Source organism: Verrucosispora sp. WMMA2044 (genome assembly GCF_027497155.1).
Lineage (GTDB): Bacteria > Actinomycetota > Actinomycetes > Mycobacteriales > Micromonosporaceae > Micromonospora > Micromonospora palythoicola.
In genome coordinates, this window is record NZ_CP114913.1 from 1,319,913 (window position 1) to 1,338,873 (window position 18,961).

Below are 18,961 nucleotides of genomic sequence, written 5' to 3' on the forward strand. Positions count from 1 at the left end.
GGTGGGGTGCGCGGGTTGTGGGTTCAGCGGGCGGGGCCGCGGCGGGACTTGGGTGGGGTGCCGTGGCGGTCGAGGGCCTTGCGGGAGGGGCCGCCGGGCGGTGGCAGCGGTGCCTTGACCGGGTCGTGGCCCCAGTTCATCAGCGAGTACCGCCACCGGGTGTCGCGCACGTCGCCGCTGGGCCGCTGGGCCATGTGCCGCCGCACGTACCCGACGACCTTGCGCATGTGCTTGTAGTCGGCCTCGGTCAGTTGGCCACGCTTGCGGCGCAACAGGTCGATGATCTTTCGGCCGGACTCGTGGCCGACCGTCTCGCCGCCGCCGCCGCCGCTGCCCTTCCGCCGCCAGCCGACATGCTTGGACTCGTCGGTGTCCAGCCACGTGGACAGCTCGCCGGGCTTCATGTTCACCGCCTCGGTGAACTCCCGGTAGGTCTGGTCGGGGTCGTCACGACTGCTCACGGCGCAACACCTCCGGGCGGTGGGCCACATCCCGGCCCGAGTCGTCGTTGCGGATGCGGTACTGCGGCTGCTCCGGTGTCGCGTTCACGGCGTGCCCGCGTACGTGGGTGCGTTCGGTCAGCTTCTCCTTGACCACACCGTGGGCCCGGCCGCTGTGGCTGGCCCAGGAGACGTGGTCGCCGGTGCGGAACTCCTCGTCGGCCATGCCGCCCGGGTACCCGGGCACCTTCGGGGAAAACGCCGCCGCCCTGCCCCGGCCGTGCCGAAGGCCGGCGGACGGGTAGGGCGGCGGCGCCGGTCACCTCAGGACGCGTCGGTCCGGGTCGAGCGAGCGGGGCAGCGTGATGACGATCCACTCGTTGTCCTCGGCCACCCCGGCGGTACGACCGGTCGAGAACGGGAAGTTGTTGTCGTTGAGCACCGCCACCCGCCGCTTGTCCAGGATCACCACGTTCTCGATGGTCTGGAAGGGGAACGTGAAGGTGGTGTCGAAGCCACCCAGCCGCTTCGGGTTGGCGACGTTCATCAGATCGACGAGCAGGGTCTTGTCCAGCAGGCCGTCCCGGTCCCGGTCGCGGGCGTCGGCGACGTAGAGCCGCTTGACCACTGCGGTGGGGCCCTGACCGCCGTCCCGCTCGATGATCAGGAAGCGGTGCCGGTCGATCGCGATCGCGTCGCCGATCGCGAGGTTCGGCGCTTCGAGTCGGTAGGTGAGACGCTTGCCGGTGTAGCGGCCGGTGCGCCTGTCGAACTCGTTGAGCCGCAACTGGCCGGGAGCGTCACCGGCGACGGTGCCCTCCAGCAGCGCGTAGAGATGGCGGCCGTCGGGGGAGGCGGCCAGGCCCTCGAAGCCCCGGCTGCTGGCGAGGGTGGCGGGGACGCCGGTGCGCGCGGCGGTTTCCGGGGCGACCACACCGTCGAGCGGGATCGGCGCCCGCAGCAGTCGGCCGGCCCGGTCGAAGTGCAGCAGGTACGGTCCGAACTCGTCGCCGATCCAGTAGCTGCCGTCGGCCGCCTTGACGATCGACTCGATGTCGAAGTCGGCGCCGGTGAGCACCCGGTCGGTGCGGGTCAACTGCCACGGTACGTGCCCGTCGGGGTCGGTGAGGTTGATCCCGCCGACCACGTCGACGTCGCCGGTGGCGAACACCGGGGCGAGTCGCTGGATGCGCAGCAGGAAGTCCGCCGAGTTCGACTGGTTGCCGTAGCCGTTGTCGGACAGCACGTCGAAGGTGCCGTCGCCGTTGTCGGCGATACCGGAGAAGCCCTGGATCGGCTGGTCGGCGAAGGGTGTGGGGTAGCCGTTGGTGTTGCCGGTGACGAGGCTGCCGGAGGGCTCGCTGCCGGGTACGAAGGTGGCGGCCGGCAGCGACGCGAAACCCGTGAGTGTCGGCCTGGCGGTCGTCGGCGCACCGGCGAAGGACGCGGTGCCGCCCAGGGTGAGGGCGAGGGTGAGGACGCCGGCACCGGCGAGTGCCCGCCCCAGGCGGGTGGCGGTGATCTGTCTCATGCGCCCGGACGTTAGGGAGCGCGGGTGAACTGGGGGAAACCTGGCGATGGCCATCGTCGGGCGTCCGGTGACCGGTTTGTCCGGCGGTCGGCTATCCGGTGAGGTCGCGGACCGGAAGTTTGATCTCGAACGGTTCGGTCAGCTCGATCAGCTCGGCGCTGTCGGCGACGAGTTCGTACTGTCGCTCCCCGCCCGGCCCGATCCGGTCGCCGAGGCGGTACGCGTACACGTGCACCGGGTTCTGCTCGATGCGCCAGTAGAAGGGGATGCCGGCGGCGGCGTACTCGCCCGGCTTGGCGAACCGGTCGACCCGGCTGGTGCCCGGCGAGACGACCTCGACGGCCAGCACGACGTCCGCCGGCCGCAGCCGGGACCGGTCGGATGGCAGCCCGGCGCGGCAGAGCAGCACGTCCGGTTGCCGGCTGGTGTTGTGGCTGAGCCCGACGCCGACCGCCTGGGCGGCGCGCAGGTGTGCCGGCGCGTGGGCTCGCAACCACGACGTCAGCAGGAATGAGATGTCCTGATGGCCCAGGGTGGGGGAAGGTGTCACGTGGATGACTCCGTCGACGAGTTCGACGCGGGGGGCGTCGTCCGGCAGAGCGAGCAGGTCCTCCAGCGTGTAGTCCGCACGCTGCTGCCGCATCGGGTCCGGACACCAGGGGCCAGGTGATGTCGGGACGGGCTCGGCGCTCATGCCGGCCCTCCGCCGAGCTGCGGGCCGGCATGAGGCACCACGGCACCGCGTCGATGATTCGCTCGCTGGCGCACGCTCATGACGTGAGCGTAACGCCACCCCGGGACGGCGGCGTCGCACTCGCTGTCCGCGACGGCGCCGGACCGGACAGCCGGCAGGCTCACTCGGCCGGTTTCTCGGTGACGAAGATGGCGGTGCCGGGGAAGAGTCGGCCGCGCAGCGGGCTCCACTGCCCCCAGATCCCCTCGTGTCCCTCCGGCCACCGCGGTTCCACCAGGTCCAGCAGCCGGAACCCGGCACCCACCAGCTCGCGGACCCGGTCGCCGAGGGTGCGGTGCTGTTCGACGTAGCTGGCCCGGCCGTGTTCGTCCAGCTCTACGTACGGCCGGGTGTCGAAGTACGAGTGCACCGCGGTCAACCCGCCCTCCCCGGGATCGTCCAGGAAGATCCACCGCATCGGGTGGGTGACCGAGAAGACCCACCGGCCGCCGGGACGCAGCACCCGGTGCACCTGGCCCATCAGCGCCGCCGAGTCCTCGACGAACGGGACCGCGCCGAACGCCGTGCAGGCGATGTCGAAGCTCTGGTCGGCGAAGGGCAACGCGAGCGCGTCGGCCTGCGCCAGCGGTACGCGTACCCCGCTGCGGGTGTTGGCCTGGGCCGCGTGCCGCAACATGCCGGCGGAGAGGTCCACCGCGACCGGCCGGGCGCCCTGGGTGGCGAGCCAGCGGGAGCAGGACGCCGCGCCGCAGCCCACCTCCAGCACCCGTCGCCCGGACACGTCACCGAGCAGTCGGGCGTCTGCCTCGCGCAGGCCCTCCGGGCACCAGACGAAGTCCACGTCCCCCAGGAAGTCGCCGTGTTCTGCCTGGTACGCGTCGGCGTCGGCGTCCCACCAGCGTCGGTTGGCGGTGCGGGCCTCGGCGTCACCCACCCGGCGGCGGGTCACCCGGTCGTCGTCGTTCACCAGGCCACGCTAGGCCCTCACGCTGGGAGGGCGGGCGGCGGGCCGGTGGGGTGTCTGGTCGAAATCTCCGCTTTGGCGGCTGGTGCGCCGACGAGTAGGCGGGAGGGCTTGCACGCTGTGGTAATGCAGCAGGTAGGGTAGACGATGCGCTCGCGGATCGTGTGCCTCGGCAGGGAGCAGGTGCGCGGTCGACGGAGTCACATCAAGATCTCGTTCAGCGATTTCCAGGTGGGCCCGCCGACAAATCCGTTGGCGCGCACAGGTCACCGCGACACCAGCCTGCTGTGACACACCATCCGACCGGAGCAACCGCCCACATGACGAGCAGCATCGAGGCCCCCTCGAGCGCCACCAAGGTCACCGTCGACGATCTCGGCTCAGAGGAGGCTTTCCTCGCCGCGATCGACGAGACCATCAAGTACTTCAACGACGGCGACATTGTCGAAGGCACCGTCGTCAAGGTCGATCGGGACGAGGTCCTGCTCGACATCGGCTACAAGACCGAGGGTGTCATCCCCTCTCGGGAGTTGTCGATCAAGCACGACGTGGACCCGGCAGAGGTCGTCTCGGTGGGTGACCACATCGAGGCCCTTGTCCTTCAGAAGGAGGACAAGGAGGGTCGGCTGATCCTCTCCAAGAAGCGGGCGCAGTACGAGCGGGCCTGGGGCACGATCGAGAAGATCAAGGACGAGGACGGCGTCGTCCGCGGTTCCGTCATCGAGGTGGTCAAGGGTGGCCTCATCCTCGACATCGGGCTGCGTGGCTTCCTGCCGGCCTCCCTGGTCGAGATGCGGCGGGTGCGTGACCTGCAGCCGTACGTCGGCCGCGAGCTCGAAGCCAAGATCATCGAGCTGGACAAGAACCGCAACAACGTGGTGCTGTCCCGCCGGGCCTGGCTGGAGCAGACGCAGTCCGAGGTGCGCACCGAGTTCCTCAACAAGCTCCAGAAGGGGCAGGTCCGCAAGGGCGTCGTCTCCTCGATCGTCAACTTCGGCGCCTTCGTCGACCTGGGCGGCGTGGACGGCCTGGTGCACGTCTCCGAGCTGTCCTGGAAGCACATCGACCACCCGTCCGAGGTCGTCGAGGTGGGCCAGGAGGTCGAGGTCGAGGTCCTGGACGTCGACCTGGACCGTGAGCGGGTCTCGCTGTCGCTGAAGGCGACCCAGGAGGACCCGTGGCGTCAGTTCGCCCGCACCCACGCCATCCAGCAGATCGTGCCGGGTAAGGTCACCAAGCTGGTGCCGTTCGGTGCCTTCGTCCGGGTGGACGACGGCATCGAGGGCCTGGTGCACATCTCCGAGCTGGCCGAGCGTCACGTGGAGATCCCCGAGCAGGTCGTCCAGGTCGGCTCCGAGGTCATGGTCAAGGTCATCGACATCGACCTGGAGCGTCGCCGGATCTCGCTGTCGCTCAAGCAGGCCAACGAGGGCTTTGTCGAGGGCGAGGAGCACTTCGACCCGACCCTCTACGGCATGGCCGCGACCTACGACACCGAGGGCAACTACATCTACCCGGAGGGCTTCGACCCGGAGACGGGCGAGTGGCTCGAGGGGTACGACAAGCAGCGCGAGACCTGGGAGAACCAGTACGCCGAGGCGCGGCAGCGCTGGGAGGCGCACCAGAAGCAGGTGCAGACGTCCCGGGCCGCCGAGGCCGAGGCCGCCGCGAACCCGCAGCCGGCCCCCGCGGCCGGCGGCACCACCACCTCGACCAGCGCGGCGCCGAGCCGGCAGGCCGAGGAGCCGGCGGGCACGCTGGCCACCGACGAGGCGCTCGCCGCACTGCGGGAGAAGCTCGCCGGCGGCAAGTGACCCGATGACACCTTCGGTTCGGCGCGTCTGACGCCCCGCCGAGACCCGAAGCTGTCGGCTGACCACAGAGGGCCCCGCCCCGACCCCGGTACTCCGGGTCGGAGCGGGGCCCTCCTCGTCCCCGTTGATCATGAGGTTGACGGCACTTTGAAGATCAACAATTGCCGTCAACCTCATGATCAACGCAGGGTGGGTGGGGCGGGGTTGGCGGGGGTGGGGTGATCGGGTTGACTGGGTGCCGTGCTGAGGGTGGGGTTGACCGGTGGGATCGGTTCGGGCAAGAGCGCGGTGGCCGGACGGCTGGTCGAGCGGGGTGCGATACTCATCGACGCCGATCAGCTCGCCCGGGAGGTGGTCGCGCCCGGCACCGAGGGTCTCGCCGAGGTCGTCGCCGCCTTCTCCGACCGGGTGCTGGACGCCGACGGGGCCCTGGACCGGGCTGCCCTGGGTGAGTTGGTGTTCGCCGACGAGTCGGCCCGGCGCCGGCTGGAGGCGATCGTCCACGGTCGGGTCCGGGCCCGTACCGTCGAGCTGACCGCCGCCGCCCCGGCGGACGCCGTGGTGGTCAACGATGTCCCGTTGCTGGCCGAGGTGGGGTTGGCGCCCACGTACCACCTGGTGGTCGTGGTGCAGGCGGGGGTGCACATCCGGTTGGCGCGGCTGGCCCGTGATCGGGGGATGAGCCGGGCGGAGGCGCAGCGCCGGATCGCCGCCCAGGCCGACGACGCCCGCCGCGCGGCGGTGGCGGACGTGTTGCTGACCAACGAGGGCACCCTCGACGACCTGCACGCGGCGGTCGACGCGCTCTGGCGTGACCGGCTGGTGCCCTTCGAGGACAACGTGCGTCACCGGCGGGCGGTGCGGGCGGGCCGGGTGACGCTTGTCGAGCCGAACCCGAGTTGGCCCCAGCAGTACGCCCGGCTGGCGGACCGGATCCGGCACGCGATCGCCCCCGCCGACCTGCGGATCGACCACATCGGCTCGACCGCGATGACCGGGTTGGCCGCCAAGGATGTCATCGACATCCAGCTCAGCGTGCCGTCCCTCGCCGACGCCGACGGTGTGTTGGCCGAGCGGCTGGCCGACGCCGGTTTCCCCCGGTTGCCGGGCGACTGGTGGGACAGCCCCCGACCAGCCGGTGGCGACCGGTGGGCGAAGCGGCTGCACGGCAACGCCGACCCGGCCCGACCGGTGCATCTGCACCTGCGGGTGACCGGCTCGCCGGGCTGGCGGTACGCCCTGCTGATGCGCGACCACCTGCGCGCCGACCCCGACCGACGGGCCGCGTACCTGGTGCTCAAGCGGGAGCTGGCGGCGTCCGCGCCGGACAGCGGCGCGTACGCCACGGCGAAGGACCCGTGGTTCGACGAGGAACACCTCCGGGCGGAGGAGTGGGCCGCACGCACCGGTTGGCGCCCCTGAGGGGCGGGTTCGCCGCGGCGACGTGGGTGCGCACCCGGCGGTCGGGTCAGCGTTTCCGCGGCGGCGTCAGCCGTGGTACCCGTCCCGGGGTCAGGTCGAGCTGCGCCCAGGCGCCGGAGCGGGTCGACAGTTCCAGCCGGCGCAGCGTCCCGGACCGGTCGACCCAGTAGCGCAGCGGTCCGCGGCCGGTGTCGACCTGCACCACGTCGACGCTGGTGCCGGCGAGGCTGTCGCCGCGTACCCGGACCGTCCCGCCCCCCGCGTCGGGGTGCTGAGCGGCCCGCAGCGCGGCGGCCACCAGCGGGTCGACGGCCTGCGTGCGATGCGGTCCCGTCCGCCAGCCGGTGGCCGGTGGCGGCAGTGGCGGACGTGCCGACCCGCCGCCGTCGATGCGGGTGACCTGGCGGCGGTGGTGACGGACCAGGGTGCGTCGTTCGTCCGTGTCGAGGTCGGTCACCGCGAGGTACGCGCTGTCCGACGTCCAGCTCAGCCAGCCGCTGCCGCGCAGGTTGGTGGCGGCCGAGACGGGCATGGTCAGGGTGGCCGTCGCCCCGCCGACGGCGCGCAGGCGGGACGGCATCCGGCGCCAGCGGTCTCGTTCCGCGGGGGTCAGGGCGCGGGGCAGGCCCGGGCGACCGCCGAGCGCCTCGACGGGTCGAAGCGTCGGACGGTCGGCCCGGTTCAGGGCCACCGTGACCGGTCCGATCCCGGTCACGTCGGTGAGTACGCGGTGCAGGCGGCCGGCCCGGTCCAGCCAGTAGCGGGTGGGGGCGGCGGTGTCCGGCGTGGCGGCAGCGGGGGTGCGGCTCGCCGGTACGACCGGGTTCGGGGTGGCGACCTCCAGTACGTCGACCGGCTCACCGTTGAGGTGCTCCCGGCCCACCCAGCGACCGGCCCACCGGTCCGCCGGATCGGGCCGGTCGGCGGCGAGCGCGAAGATCAGCCCGAGCAGCGGTGCGAGATCCGGGTCGGCGGGCAGCCGCCAACCGTCGGCCGGTGGCACCAGGGGCGGCATGGCCGGCGTCGGTACGGCCGTCGGGTCGGGTCTGATCACCAGCACGGTGGGGGTGGCCTGGGCAAGACCGCGCGACGCGCCCGCGCCCGGGCCCCCCACGTCGAGGTAGGCCAGCCCCCGGGCCCAGTCGACCCAGCCGAGCAGGTCGGTGCGGGTGGCGCCGGCGCCGGCGGTGACGTGCAACCCGGCCCGCAACTCGCGGTAGTTGGCCACCCGCATGGCCGCCAGGCGTTCCCGTTCGGCCGGGGTCAGGTCCCGTGGCGGCGGGCCGTCCGGCGCCCAGTTGACGAGCGTGGCCACCAGCGTCACGCCGGAGAGCACCGCGGTGAGCGCCAGCCCGGCGAGGGTGAAGCGGCGTCGGCGGTTGGGTACCCGTCGTGGGTCGTCGGCCGTGGCGGCCGTGCCGGCCAGATCTTCCTCCTCGGCCCGGTTCCCGGCGGCCAGGTCGAGCAGGCCGCCGGAGACCACGGCCCGGCGGACGCCCGGCCGTGGCTGCGCCGACGCGGTGCCGGCCAGGTTGAGGACCGCGGGCGGTGCGAGACCGGCCCGGTGGCGGTTGCCCGCGCGGTGCCGGCGGGGGTGCGCACGGGCGTGACCGGTCGGTCCGGCATGTCCACCGCCGCCCGGGCTGCCGCCGCCGGCCGGGGCGCCGGCCCGGGTCGGATCGGTGCGCGGCTCGTCGGGTACGCGGCGACGGCTGTCGGACGGCGGTTGTGAGCTGCTCTCCACGGGAGGATGAACGGTGCGGACCACGCGGGGGTGACGAGCAGGGGCGCCCGCGGCGGCCGGTCAGCGCGCTCCGCGCGACCACGTCCGGTGCGCACGCCAGGCATGCCGGGTGCTGCGACCCTCGGTGCCGGGGGTGGCGTGGCCTGTGCGGCCCGCCACCGGCCCGGTCGGCCGCCGCGAGCGGCCTACGGGAAAAGCGTAGCGGGGTGAGAAGAACCACACAATGCGAATATCGAAGCCGATCAGATGCCGCACGTAGTCGCCGGGGCGGACCGGCTCTGACTGTCGGAGCCCCGGCGTACCGTTGAGGTCATGGCGCTCGACATACCCCGGCTCGACGGCCGTTTCCAGGTCATCAGTGATTTCCAGCCGGCCGGTGACCAGCCGGCGGCGATCGACGACCTGGAGCGGCGGGTGCGTCGCGGCGACCGCCACACGGTGCTGCTCGGCGCGACCGGCACGGGCAAGAGCGCCACCACCGCCTGGCTGATCGAGCGGCTGCAACGTCCCACGCTGGTGCTGGCCCCCAACAAGACGCTCTGCGCGCAGTTGGCGAAGGAGTTCAGCGAGCTGCTGCCGGACAACGCGGTGGAGTACTTCGTCTCGTACTACGACTACTACCAGCCCGAGGCGTACATCCCGCAGACCGACACATACATCGAGAAGGACTCCTCGATCAACGAGGAGGTCGAGCGGCTGCGGCACTCGGCGACGATGTCGCTGCTCACCCGACGCGACGTGGTCGTGGTCGCGACGGTGTCGGCGATCTACGGGCTGGGCACCCCGGAGGAGTACCTCGACCGGGCGGTACGGGTGGCGGTCGGCCAGGAGCTCGACCGGGACCAGCTGCTGCGTCGCCTGGTCGACATCCAGTACACCCGCAACGACATGGCCTTCCAGCGCGGCACCTTCCGGGTCCGCGGCGACACGCTGGAGATCATTCCGGCCTACGAGGAACTCGCCGTGCGCATCGAGCTCTTCGGCGACGAGGTGGAGAAGCTCTACTACCTCAACCCGTTGACCGGTGACGTGGTGCGCGAGGTGGACCATCTGCTGATCTTCCCTGCGACGCACTACGCGGCGGGTCCGGAGCGGATGGAGCGGGCGGTCCGCGACATCGAGACGGAGCTGGGCGAGCGGCTGGCCGAGCTGGAACGGCAGGGCAAGCTGCTGGAGGCGCAGCGGCTGCGGATGCGCACCACGTACGACATCGAGATGATGCGGCAGGTGGGCTTCTGCTCGGGCATCGAGAACTACTCGATGCACATCGACGGCCGGCTGCCCGGCAGCCCGCCGCACTGCCTGCTGGACTACTTCCCCGACGACTTCCTCACCGTGGTCGACGAGTCGCACGTGACGATTCCCCAGATCGGCGGCATGTACGAGGGCGACGCCTCGCGCAAGCGGATGCTCATCGACCACGGATTCCGGCTGCCCAGCGCCGCCGACAACCGACCGCTGCGGTTCGACGAGTTCCTGGAGCGGGTCGGCCAGATGGTCTTCCTGTCGGCGACCCCGGGTCCGTGGGAGCTGGAGCACGCCCAGGGCGAGTTCGTGGAGCAGGTGATCCGCCCGACCGGGCTGGTCGACCCGGAGGTGGTGGTCAAGCCCACCAAGGGGCAGATCGACGACCTGATGCACGAGATCAAGCTGCGTACCGAGCGCGACGAACGGGTGCTGGTCACCACGCTGACCAAGAAGATGGCCGAGGACCTGTCCGACTACCTCCTGGAGAACGGCATCCGGGTGCGATACCTGCACTCCGAGGTCGACACGCTGCGCCGGGTGGAGCTGCTGCGCGAGCTGCGCCGTGGCGACTACGACGTGCTGGTCGGCATCAACCTGCTGCGGGAGGGCCTCGACCTGCCCGAGGTGTCGCTGGTGGCGATCCTGGACGCGGACAAGGAGGGCTTCCTGCGCAGCGGCCGGTCGTTGATCCAGACCATCGGCCGGGCGGCCCGTAACGTCTCCGGCCAGGTGCACATGTACGCCGACAAGGTCACCCCGTCGATGGCGGACGCGATCGAGGAGACGAACCGGCGTCGCGCCAAGCAGATCGCGCACAACGAGGCGCACGGCGTCAGCCCGGAGCCGCTGCGCAAGAAGATCCACGACATCCTCGACGACATCTACCGTGAGGCGGAGGACACCGAGGCGACGCGGGTCGGTGGGGCGGTGCGGCAGCTGTCCCGGGGTAAGGCGCCGGTCAAGGAGACCCGCAGCCGGGCCCGGGGCGGGGCGGCCACCCCGGCGCGCGAGGGCATGGCACGGGCCGAGCTGGCGCAGCTCATCCAGGAGCTCAACGACCAGATGCTGGCCGCCGCGCGGGAGCTGCAGTTCGAGTTGGCCGCCCGGATCCGCGACGAGGTCGCCGACCTCAAGAAGGAGCTGCGCGGCATGGACGCCGCTGGCGTGCGATAGCCGCCGCCGGCTGGACAATCCACTTCCTACGGTGGGGGAATAGCGGAATGCGAGCGTCCTATTGCGCTAAGTGATCGCCGTGCGTACTCTCCCTCGGTGGGAGGCAGGGATGCCGTTGCCAACGAGTCCGGTCATTCGACGTGCGCGACTGGGCGCCGAGCTGCGTCAGCTACGCCGGCGGGAGGCGCTGACGCTGGAACAGGTGTGTGAGCGGCTCGGTTGGGCGTCCACCTCCAAGCTGTCCCGCATCGAGCTGGGGCAGAGCCGCCCCGACCTGGCCGACGTGCTCGATCTGCTCGATGTCTACGAGGTGCCGTCGCGGCAGCGCGACGCCCTGATCGTCATCGCCCGGGACGCCGCGACCAGTCGGGGCTGGTGGAAGTCGCTCGGGGAGATGGGCGAGCGGCAGCGCACGTACGCCGAACTCGAAGCCGGCGCGGCGGGCATCGTGGAGTACCAGCCGGCGATCGTGCCCGGCCTGCTGCAGACCCCGGCGTACGCCCGACTGCGCATCGTCGCCGGTCAGCTCATCGATGCGACGGTGGACGTGGAGGCCGACCTGCGGGCCCGGGCCGCCCGGCAGGCGGTGCTGCGCCGCGTCGAACCGCCCCGCTACACGGCGCTGCTCACCGAGCTGGCCTGTGAACCGGGCGACGACCCGGTGGAGGTGTGGCGCGAGCAGTTGGCGCAGCTGCTCGAACTGGCCGCGCTGCCGCACGTGACGATCCGGCTGCTGCGGGTCGGTGCGGGCCGGCGCCCGTTGCCGCTGACCCCCTTCTCCTGTTACTCCTTCCCGGACCCGGCGGACCCGCGCACGGTGATGCTGGAGGCGCTGACCACGGATGTGCGACTGACCACCGCGACGGACGTCGACAGGTACGAACGGATGACCGACTGCCTGCTGGAGACGGCGTTGCCGGAGGAGGAGACGCTGCGGGCCCTGGCCCGCCGGCTCGACGGGTGACACATCGCCCCGGTCGTGCGCAGCGTCGGCAGGTCACGCACGCAAAGGCGTCGGCACCGGACCCGGCGCCCCCGAAGCCGTCGGGGTCGGTGCCGACGCGAGACGCACGATAGGTGGACGGTGTGACACTTTCTCGACTCGGTGCGTGGTGCTCGGGTGTCGGTCAGGCGGGCACGTCGACGAAGTGCTCGACCCGCGGCGGGGTGGCGAAGTGCGGACCGATCAACTCCCGCCAGCCGACGAAGCGTTCCGTGGCCCGGAAGTTCCGCTCGTGAGCCTCGACGGTGTCCCACTCGACAAGCAGCACGAAGCGGGTGGGGGACTCCAGGCCCCGGGTCATGCGTACCGAGCGGCAGCCGGGCGTGCCGGCGAGCAACGGATGCCCCTGGGCGTAGGCGGCGGCGAACGCCTCCTCGTGGCCGGGGATGACGTCGATGAGCGCAACCTCGAGGACCATGGCGGCAGCCTGCCACACCGCTGCCGGGTCCAGGCCGGGGCCGGTCGGTTGTCCCATCCGCTGGCCGCCCGTGCCGGACCAGCCACCGTAGTAACCCATCCTCCTAGGATGCCTAGCGGGGGTGAGGTGGCCGGCACCGCGCGTAGGGCGTACCGTGTGCCGGTTGCTGGGTGGCGGCCGGAGGAATGAAACTGTGAACGTGTCCGGACTGGTGTGGGCGGCTACGCTCGTGGCGCTGACCACGGTCCTCGTGGTGGACCTGCTCATCATCGGGCGCCGGCCTCACGAGCCGAGCGTGCGGGAGTCGAGTCTCTGGGTCGCCTTCTACGTCGGGTTGGCCCTGCTGTTCGGTGGCGGACTCTGGCTCACCGCCGGCGCGAGCGTGGCGGGGCAGTTCTACACCGGCTGGCTGACCGAGTACAGCCTCTCGGTGGACAACCTCTTCGTCTTCGTGATCATCATGGCCCGCTTCGCGGTTCCCCGGCAGTACCAGCAGAAGGTGCTGCTCATCGGCATCGTCCTCGCGCTCGTCATGCGGGGCGGTTTCATCGCCGCCGGCGCCGCGTTGATCTCGCAGTTCACCTGGGTCTTCTACGTCTTCGGAGCGTTCCTGATCTACACCGCGATCAACCTCGCCCGGCAGGGTGAGTCGAGCGAGGAGGAGTTCACCGAGAACGTCCTCATCCGCTGGAGCCGGCGGGCGCTGCCCATCTCGCGGAGTTACGAGGGTGCCCGGGTCACGGTGCGGGAGAACGGCCGGCGATTGTTCACCCCGATGCTCATCGTCATGATCGCCATCGGTACCACCGACCTGATCTTCGCTCTCGACTCGATTCCGGCGATCTTCGGGATCACCCAGGAGCCGTACCTGGTCTTCACCGCAAACGTCTTCGCGCTGATGGGGCTGCGGCAGCTCTACTTCCTTCTCGGCGGGCTGCTGGACCGGTTGATCTACCTGAGCCACGGCCTCGCGGTGGTGCTCGGTTTCATCGGGGTCAAGCTGATCCTGGAGGCGCTCGCGGACAACAACCTCCCGTTCATCAACAACGGTGAGCACGTCGGGTGGGCACCGCACATCCCGATCTGGCTGTCGCTGCTGGTCATCCTGGGCACTCTGGCGGTGGCCACGGCGGCGAGCCTGGTCAGATCCTCGCGGGACCGGCGACGCGAGCTGGCCTCAGCTCGTCGCTGAGCCCTACCGTCGGCGCGGTGCCGCACCGGGCGCGTCCCGGCCGGACGGCGTCCGTCGGTTGGCACCCGCCGCCGCGTTCGAGCGACGGGCACCTTTCGAAACGATCATCGGGTACGGCACCCTGTACATGAGGGGGCGATATGACCAGTCAGCGAGCGGGCGGTTCGGACTGGACGCTCGTCGGGGCGCCCAACGCGCGGGACCTCGGTGGACTGATCGGCGTGTCCGGCCGGCGGGTGCGGCCCGGCCAGCTGATCCGTACGCCGGCGTTGGGCCGGCTCACCGACGAGGACCTGCCGGTGCTGGCGAAGCTCGAACCGGCCTGCGTGGTGGACCTTCGCGCCGAGTCCGAGGTGTCGGTGGCGCCGCCGGACCGGCTGGTCGGCGAGCCGACCGTGGTGCACCTGCCGGTGCACGACCCGGCGCATCCGGTCTTCACGTACGTCTCGGCCGTGCTGCTCGGCCACGAACTGAGCGAGTACGCGGAGCTGGCGCGGCAGGGGACACCGGCGGCGATGGCGGCCATCTACCGCTGGTTCGTCACCGGAGACTCGGCCCGGCGGGGGTTCGCCGCCGCCGTGCGGTTGGTGGCCGACGAGCGTAACCTGCCGTTGGTCTATCACTGCTCGGCGGGCAAGGACCGCACCGGTTGGCTGACCGTGGTGCTGCTGCACGCCCTGGGGGTGGACGAGGCCGCGATCCGCGCCGACTACCTGGCCCACAACCCGCTGACGGAGAGCCTGCGCGAGGTGCTCGTCGACGCGATGCGGCAGCGCCACCCGGGCCTCGACGAGGCGGCGGTCCGGCCGGTGCTGGAGGTCCGCCCGGAGTACCTCGACGCCGCGTACGCACAGGTGCGGCAGGTGCACGGGTCGTTCGGGGCGTACCTGCGCGACGGTCTGGGGATCACCGAGGAGACGGTGGCGGCGCTGCGGGCGAACCTGCTGGAGTGAGCGTGCCGAGGTCGTGGCGGACCTGCCACACCTCGCGGGAGATGTCGGCCACCAGCTGGTTGGCGTCGACGTCGGCCCGGGCGTCGGTCTGGTCGTCGCCGACGGTGGTGCAGACGACGAGCAGGTAGGCCTCGGCGTCGGCGGGGTAGACCACCGCCGCGCCGTGTCGTACGCCGCGTACCCAGCCGTTCTTGTGGGCGAGTCGGACGCCGGCTGGCACCCCTTCGGCGATGTCCTGACGGATCTGTTGGGCACAGAGCACGTCCAGCATGGCGGTGCAGCCGGCCGGTGAGGCGATCGGACCGGGGCGGGTGGCGCCGGTGGCGACGGCGCCGAGCAGGGCGGCCAGGTCGGCGGCGGTGACCAGGTTGGTGATCTGCGCCTCGCGGGCGGCGAAGTCCTCGATGCCGCGCCCGGTGACGCTGTGCCGGGCGCCGGCGCGTTGCCAGACCTGCGCCACGGCGGGCAGTCCGACGTGTTCGATGACCAGGTTGGTGGCGAGGTTGCTGGACCGGACGATCATCCGTTCGGCGAGCCAGCGCAGCGACGCCTGCTCGCCGAGGCGGTCCCACACGGCCCCGTCGTTGTCGTAGGCGCGACGGCAGGAGTACGGCGGGGCGTCCGGCCGGGCGGAGGTGAACCGGTTGACGACCTCGACCGGGGCGTCCGGGTCGAGGTGGCCGGCCTCCGCGGCGCGGTGCAGCGCGGCGAGCACGGCCAACTTCATCGTGCTCGCCGCGTAGTGGGTGGCCTCGGCCTGCCGGGTCCAGGTGGGTGGGGCGTCGAGCCGCCCCGCGTACACCGAGATCGTGCCGGGCTCCCGGTCCAGCCGCGCGTGGAGATCGGCTGCGGCCATCGGTCGCCTCAGCCGGCGTGCTTGCGGCGGGCGGCGGTGCGGGCCCGCTGGGTCTGGTCGAGCACGACCTTGCGGATGCGCACGGCGGCCGGGGTGACCTCGACGCACTCGTCCTCGCGGCAGAACTCCAGGGCCTGCTCCAGCGACAGCTTGCGCGGCGGGATCAGCTTCTCGGTCTCGTCGGCGGTCGACGAGCGCATGTTCGTGAGCTTCTTCTCCTTGGTGATGTTGACGTCCATGTCGTCGGAACGGGAGTTCTCCCCGACGATCATGCCTTCGTACACCTCGGTGCCGGGCTCGACGAAGAGCTGGCCGCGCTCCTGGAGGTTTGTCATCGCGAACGCGGTGACGCTGCCGGAGCGGTCGGCGACCAGCGAGCCGTTGTTGCGGGTCCGCAGCTCACCGAACCACGGCTCGTACGACTCGAAGACGTGGTGCAGGATGCCGGTGCCCCGGGTCTCGGTGAGGAACTCGGTGCGGAAGCCGATCAGACCGCGGGCCGGCACCAGCCACTCCATCCGGATCCAGCCGGTGCCGTGGTTGACCAGCTGCTCCATCCGGCCCTTGCGGGTGGCCAGCAGCTGGGTGATCGCGCCGAGGTACTCGTCCGGCGCGTCGATGGTGAGTCGCTCCACCGGCTCGCAGGTCCGCCCGTCGATCTCCCGGGTGACGACCTGGGGCTTGCCGACGGTCAGCTCGAACGACTCGCGGCGCATCTGCTCCACCAGGATCGCCAGGGCCAGCTCGCCCCGGCCCTGCACCTCCCAGGCGTCCGGTCGCTCGGTGGGCAGCACCCGCAGCGACACGTTGCCGACGAGTTCCTTGTCCAGGCGGTCCTTGACCATCCGGGCGGTGACCTTGGCGCCCTTGACCCGGCCGACCAGCGGCGAGTTGTTGGTGCCGATGGTCATCGAGATCGCCGGCTCGTCGACGGTGATCAGCGGCAGCGGGATCGGGTTCTCGGCGTCGGCGAGGGTCTCGCCGATCATGATCTCGGGGATGCCGGCGACCGCGATGATGTCGCCCGGGCCGGCACTGTCGGCGGGCTTGCGTTCCAGGCCCTCGGTCATCAGCAGCTCGGAGATGCGGACCCGCTGGGTGCTGCCGTCGGTGCGGCACCAGGCCACCGACTGGCCCTTGGCGATGGTGCCCTGCCGCACCCGGCACAGCGCGAGGCGGCCGAGGAACGGGGAGGCGTCGAGGTTGGTGACGTGCGCCTGCAGCGGGGCGCTCTCGTCGTACGCGGGCGGCGGGATGGTGTCCAGCAGGGTGCGGAACAGCGGCTCCAGGCTGTGGCTGTCGTCCGGCACCGAACCGTCGGCGGGCTGGGTCAGGGAGGCGATGCCGTCGCGAGCGCAGGCGTAGACGATCGGGAAGTCGATCTGCTCCTCGTCGGCGTCGAGGTCGAGGAAGAGTTCGTAGGTGTCGTCGACTACCTCCTTGATCCGGGCGTCCGGGCGGTCCACCTTGTTGATCACGAGGATGATCGGCATCCGGGCCTTGAGCGCCTTGCGCAGCACGAACCGGGTCTGCGGCAGCGGACCTTCGCTGGCGTCGACCAGCAGCACCACCCCGTCGACCATGGTCAGGCCACGCTCGACCTCACCGCCGAAGTCCGCGTGACCCGGGGTGTCGATGATGTTGATGGTGACCGGGTCGGAGCCGTCGGCGGGCAGGTAGCGCACCCCGGTGTTCTTGGCCAGGATGGTGATGCCCTTCTCCCGTTCCAGGTCCATCGAGTCCATCACCCGCTCGGTCACCTCGCCCCGGGCGCCATAGGCGCCGGCCTGCCGCAGCATGGCGTCGACCAGGGTGGTCTTGCCGTGGTCGACGTGGGCGATGATGGCGACGTTGCGGAGGTCCGTGCGAAGCTGCATGGGCTCCATCCTCCCGCCTTGGCGGTAGCGGCGTGGCGTCGGGGTCACCCCGGGTGGTCCCGCTCCCGCGACACCGCACTGTCACACTGGCAAGGCAGTCCTGCCGAGGTGATCCGGGGGCGCCGTGCACGATCTGCTCAGTTCGGTGCAGAGCCTGCCGCCGTGGCTGATCTACGTCGTGGCGGCGCTGATCGTGGCCACCGAGACGGCACTGATCATCGGGCTGGTCGCCCCCGGCGAGGCGACCCTGCTGCTGGTGGGCTTTCTCACGTACACCGGCACGCTGCGGTTCGGTCCGGCGCTGCTGGTGATGATCGCCGCCGCCGCGTTGGGTGACGCGCTGGCGTTTCGGGCCGGCCGGCGCTACGGGCCTCGGCTGCGGGCCAGCAGGTGGGGTGCGCGGGTGGGGCCGCAGCGGTGGGCGCGTGCCGACGCGATGCTCGACCGGATGGGCGGTCGGGGTGTGCTGACCGCGCGCTGGGTGGCGTTCGCCCGCACGCTGGTGCCCCGGCTGGCCGGTGCGTCCGGCATGTCGTACCGCCGGTTCGCGCCGTGGAACCTGGCCGGGGTGAGCACCTGGGTGGGTGCCTCGGTGCTGGTCGGGCATCTGGCCGGGGAGTCGTACGAGACGGTCTCCCGGCTGCTGGGCCGGGCCACCGGAGCGGTGCTGGTGCTGGTCGCCGCATTGGTCGCGGTGGTGCTGGCCGGGCGATGGCTGGGCCGAAACCCCGACCCGGCGCGGGCGCTGCTGACCCGGGCGGCCCGGCTGCCGCCGCTGCGGTGGCTGTCGGCCCGCTACGGGCTGCTGTTCTTCCTGCTGAGCCTGCGTCTCGGGCCGGCGTGGGCGTTGCTGGCGAACCTGGCGGCCGGGGTGCTGCTGCTGTTCGTGGTGGCGCTGGTGATCGCGTGGGTGCTGCGGGTGGTGGTCCGGCACAGCGGCCTGGCCCTGGTCGACGGGGTGATCGCCGGCTGGTTCGCCGCCCGTCGTACGCCCGACGCGGTGGAGGCGACCCAGGCGGCGGTGTCGCTGCTGCGTGGCTGGTCGCTGATCGTGATGGTGGCGGTGGTGGCCCTGGTGCAGGCCTGGCGGCAGCGGCCCTGGCGGGCTGACCTGCTCAGTGTGGTCGGCACGGTCGGTGCCTTCGTGCCGCTGGTGGTGCTCGCGGCCGTGGCGGACCTGGCCGCCGGTGGGCGGGTGGTGCTGTTCTCCACGCAGAACGTGGTGGTGACGGCGAGCCTGTGCACGCTGGCGTGGCTGGTGTCGCGGGGCGCCCGATGGCCGGTGGCGGTGGCCGCGTGGACCGTCGCGGCGGTCGGGGTCGTCACCATCGGCGGTGCCCGGCTGTACCTCGGGCTGAGCACCGCCAGCGGCACCGTCGGCGCGGTGCTGCTCGGCGCCGCCTGGACGGCGGTGTTCATGGTGGCCTGGGCCACCCGGGACCGCGCGGTGTCCGGCCGTGGCTCCGCCGCACGGTGAGGCCGGTGCCGTCGCCGGGGCTGGGTTCGGCGGTCGCGCGGGCTACGCGCGACGGCGGGCAGCGGTGTCCGGGGTGGATTCGGCGACGGTCGCGCGGGGCCACGCGCGACCGACGGTAGCTGTTAGTGTGCGGCGGGTTGGTCACGGCCGGAGGA

At 71.6% G+C, this 18,961-nt stretch carries 16 protein-coding genes; 7 read left to right on the forward strand and 9 right to left on the reverse strand.

The genetic code is table 11. The features are described 5' to 3' along the window. Positions 1-23: 23 nt before the first annotated feature. The 5 genes from O3597_RS06060 to O3597_RS06080 all read right to left on the reverse strand — a co-directional run bounded on the left by O3597_RS06060 (position 24) and on the right by O3597_RS06080 (position 3,632). Positions 24-461 carry a DUF3140 domain-containing protein gene (locus O3597_RS06060; protein ID WP_281603471.1) on the reverse strand — a complete coding sequence of 146 codons (438 nt, stop codon included), beginning with the start codon at positions 459-461 and terminating at the stop codon, positions 24-26. Beyond that, positions 448-666 (reverse strand): DUF2945 domain-containing protein, encoded by a 219-nt coding sequence (locus O3597_RS06065; RefSeq protein ID WP_164448318.1) that lies wholly within the window; start codon positions 664-666, stop codon positions 448-450. Before O3597_RS06065 ends, O3597_RS06060 begins: the two co-directional genes overlap by 14 nt. A gap of 93 nt (positions 667-759) precedes the next feature. Beyond that, complete coding sequence (locus O3597_RS06070) at positions 760-1,971, reverse strand: esterase-like activity of phytase family protein (protein ID WP_281603472.1); 1,212 nt, start codon at positions 1,969-1,971, stop codon at positions 760-762. 91 nt (positions 1,972-2,062) lie between these two features. After that, entirely contained in the window at positions 2,063-2,614 is a 552-nt protein-coding gene (locus tag O3597_RS06075) for a Uma2 family endonuclease (RefSeq protein ID WP_281603473.1), read from the reverse strand. A gap of 211 nt (positions 2,615-2,825) precedes the next feature. Next, a complete protein-coding gene (locus O3597_RS06080) occupies positions 2,826-3,632 on the reverse strand; it encodes a class I SAM-dependent methyltransferase (protein ID WP_281603474.1) in 807 nt (268 codons plus the stop codon). Positions 3,633-3,949: 317 nt separating this feature from the next. Between O3597_RS06080 and rpsA the strand changes: the two genes are divergently transcribed. Both rpsA and coaE read left to right on the forward strand, forming a co-directional pair. Then, the gene (gene rpsA, locus O3597_RS06085) at positions 3,950-5,443 is read left to right on the forward strand and encodes a 30S ribosomal protein S1 (RefSeq protein WP_099844791.1); all 1,494 of its coding nucleotides are present in this window, start codon (positions 3,950-3,952) and stop codon (positions 5,441-5,443) included. 240 nt (positions 5,444-5,683) lie between these two features. Beyond that, positions 5,684-6,865, forward strand: a complete 1,182-nt coding sequence (gene coaE, locus O3597_RS06090; RefSeq protein WP_281603475.1) for a dephospho-CoA kinase — start codon at positions 5,684-5,686, stop codon at positions 6,863-6,865. 46 nt (positions 6,866-6,911) lie between these two features. On the opposite strand, the gene O3597_RS06095 is transcribed toward coaE, so the two are convergent. Continuing rightward, positions 6,912-8,609 (reverse strand): hypothetical protein, encoded by a 1,698-nt coding sequence (locus O3597_RS06095; protein ID WP_281603476.1) that lies wholly within the window; start codon positions 8,607-8,609, stop codon positions 6,912-6,914. Between the two features lie 312 nt (positions 8,610-8,921). Between O3597_RS06095 and uvrB the strand changes: the two genes are divergently transcribed. Together uvrB and O3597_RS06105 are read left to right on the forward strand one after the other, a co-directional pair. Next, positions 8,922-11,030 (forward strand): excinuclease ABC subunit UvrB, encoded by a 2,109-nt coding sequence (gene uvrB / locus O3597_RS06100; RefSeq protein WP_164448311.1) that lies wholly within the window; start codon positions 8,922-8,924, stop codon positions 11,028-11,030. A gap of 109 nt (positions 11,031-11,139) precedes the next feature. Then, positions 11,140-11,994 carry a helix-turn-helix transcriptional regulator gene (locus O3597_RS06105; RefSeq protein WP_164448310.1) on the forward strand — a complete coding sequence of 285 codons (855 nt, stop codon included), beginning with the start codon at positions 11,140-11,142 and terminating at the stop codon, positions 11,992-11,994. Between the two features lie 163 nt (positions 11,995-12,157). On the opposite strand, the gene O3597_RS06110 is transcribed toward O3597_RS06105, so the two are convergent. Further along, on the reverse strand, positions 12,158-12,451 hold the full coding sequence (locus O3597_RS06110) for an antibiotic biosynthesis monooxygenase family protein (protein WP_164448396.1): 294 nt from the start codon (positions 12,449-12,451) through the stop codon (positions 12,158-12,160). A gap of 193 nt (positions 12,452-12,644) precedes the next feature. Between O3597_RS06110 and O3597_RS06115 the strand changes: the two genes are divergently transcribed. Continuing rightward, complete coding sequence (locus O3597_RS06115; protein WP_164448309.1) at positions 12,645-13,643, forward strand: TerC family protein; 999 nt, start codon at positions 12,645-12,647, stop codon at positions 13,641-13,643. Positions 13,644-13,783: 140 nt separating this feature from the next. Next, a complete protein-coding gene (locus O3597_RS06120; RefSeq protein ID WP_281603477.1) occupies positions 13,784-14,596 on the forward strand; it encodes a tyrosine-protein phosphatase in 813 nt (270 codons plus the stop codon). Here the strand turns inward: O3597_RS06120 and O3597_RS06125 are convergent. Together O3597_RS06125 and typA are read right to left on the reverse strand one after the other, a co-directional pair. After that, a complete protein-coding gene (locus tag O3597_RS06125; RefSeq protein ID WP_281603478.1) occupies positions 14,550-15,452 on the reverse strand; it encodes a serine hydrolase in 903 nt (300 codons plus the stop codon). The genes O3597_RS06120 and O3597_RS06125 overlap by 47 nt on opposite strands. Positions 15,453-15,460: 8 nt before the next feature. Further along, positions 15,461-17,329: a translational GTPase TypA gene (typA, locus tag O3597_RS06130; protein WP_164448306.1), complete on the reverse strand. Its 1,869-nt coding sequence runs from the start codon at positions 17,327-17,329 to the stop codon at positions 15,461-15,463. Positions 17,330-17,453: 124 nt separating this feature from the next. Between typA and O3597_RS06135 the strand changes: the two genes are divergently transcribed. Beyond that, positions 17,454-18,806, forward strand: a complete 1,353-nt coding sequence (locus O3597_RS06135) for a DedA family protein (RefSeq protein ID WP_281603479.1) — start codon at positions 17,454-17,456, stop codon at positions 18,804-18,806. Positions 18,807-18,961 lie beyond the last annotated feature (155 nt).

What these genes read in the sequence shown, in the direction of transcription:
- typA (WP_164448306.1), bottom strand. Translation starts at nt 17,329, where the DNA reads ATGCAGCTTCGCACGGACCTCCGCAACGTCGCCATCATCGCCCACGTC.
- O3597_RS06120 (WP_281603477.1), top strand. Translation starts at nt 13,784, where the DNA reads ATGACCAGTCAGCGAGCGGGCGGTTCGGACTGGACGCTCGTCGGGGCG.
- O3597_RS06105 (WP_164448310.1), top strand. Translation starts at nt 11,140, where the DNA reads ATGCCGTTGCCAACGAGTCCGGTCATTCGACGTGCGCGACTGGGCGCC.
- uvrB (WP_164448311.1), top strand. Translation starts at nt 8,922, where the DNA reads ATGGCGCTCGACATACCCCGGCTCGACGGCCGTTTCCAGGTCATCAGT.
- O3597_RS06075 (WP_281603473.1), bottom strand. Translation starts at nt 2,614, where the DNA reads ATGCGGCAGCAGCGTGCGGACTACACGCTGGAGGACCTGCTCGCTCTG.
- O3597_RS06110 (WP_164448396.1), bottom strand. Translation starts at nt 12,451, where the DNA reads ATGGTCCTCGAGGTTGCGCTCATCGACGTCATCCCCGGCCACGAGGAG.
- O3597_RS06125 (WP_281603478.1), bottom strand. Translation starts at nt 15,452, where the DNA reads ATGGCCGCAGCCGATCTCCACGCGCGGCTGGACCGGGAGCCCGGCACG.
- O3597_RS06070 (WP_281603472.1), bottom strand. Translation starts at nt 1,971, where the DNA reads ATGAGACAGATCACCGCCACCCGCCTGGGGCGGGCACTCGCCGGTGCC.
- rpsA (WP_099844791.1), top strand. Translation starts at nt 3,950, where the DNA reads ATGACGAGCAGCATCGAGGCCCCCTCGAGCGCCACCAAGGTCACCGTC.
- O3597_RS06065 (WP_164448318.1), bottom strand. Translation starts at nt 666, where the DNA reads ATGGCCGACGAGGAGTTCCGCACCGGCGACCACGTCTCCTGGGCCAGC.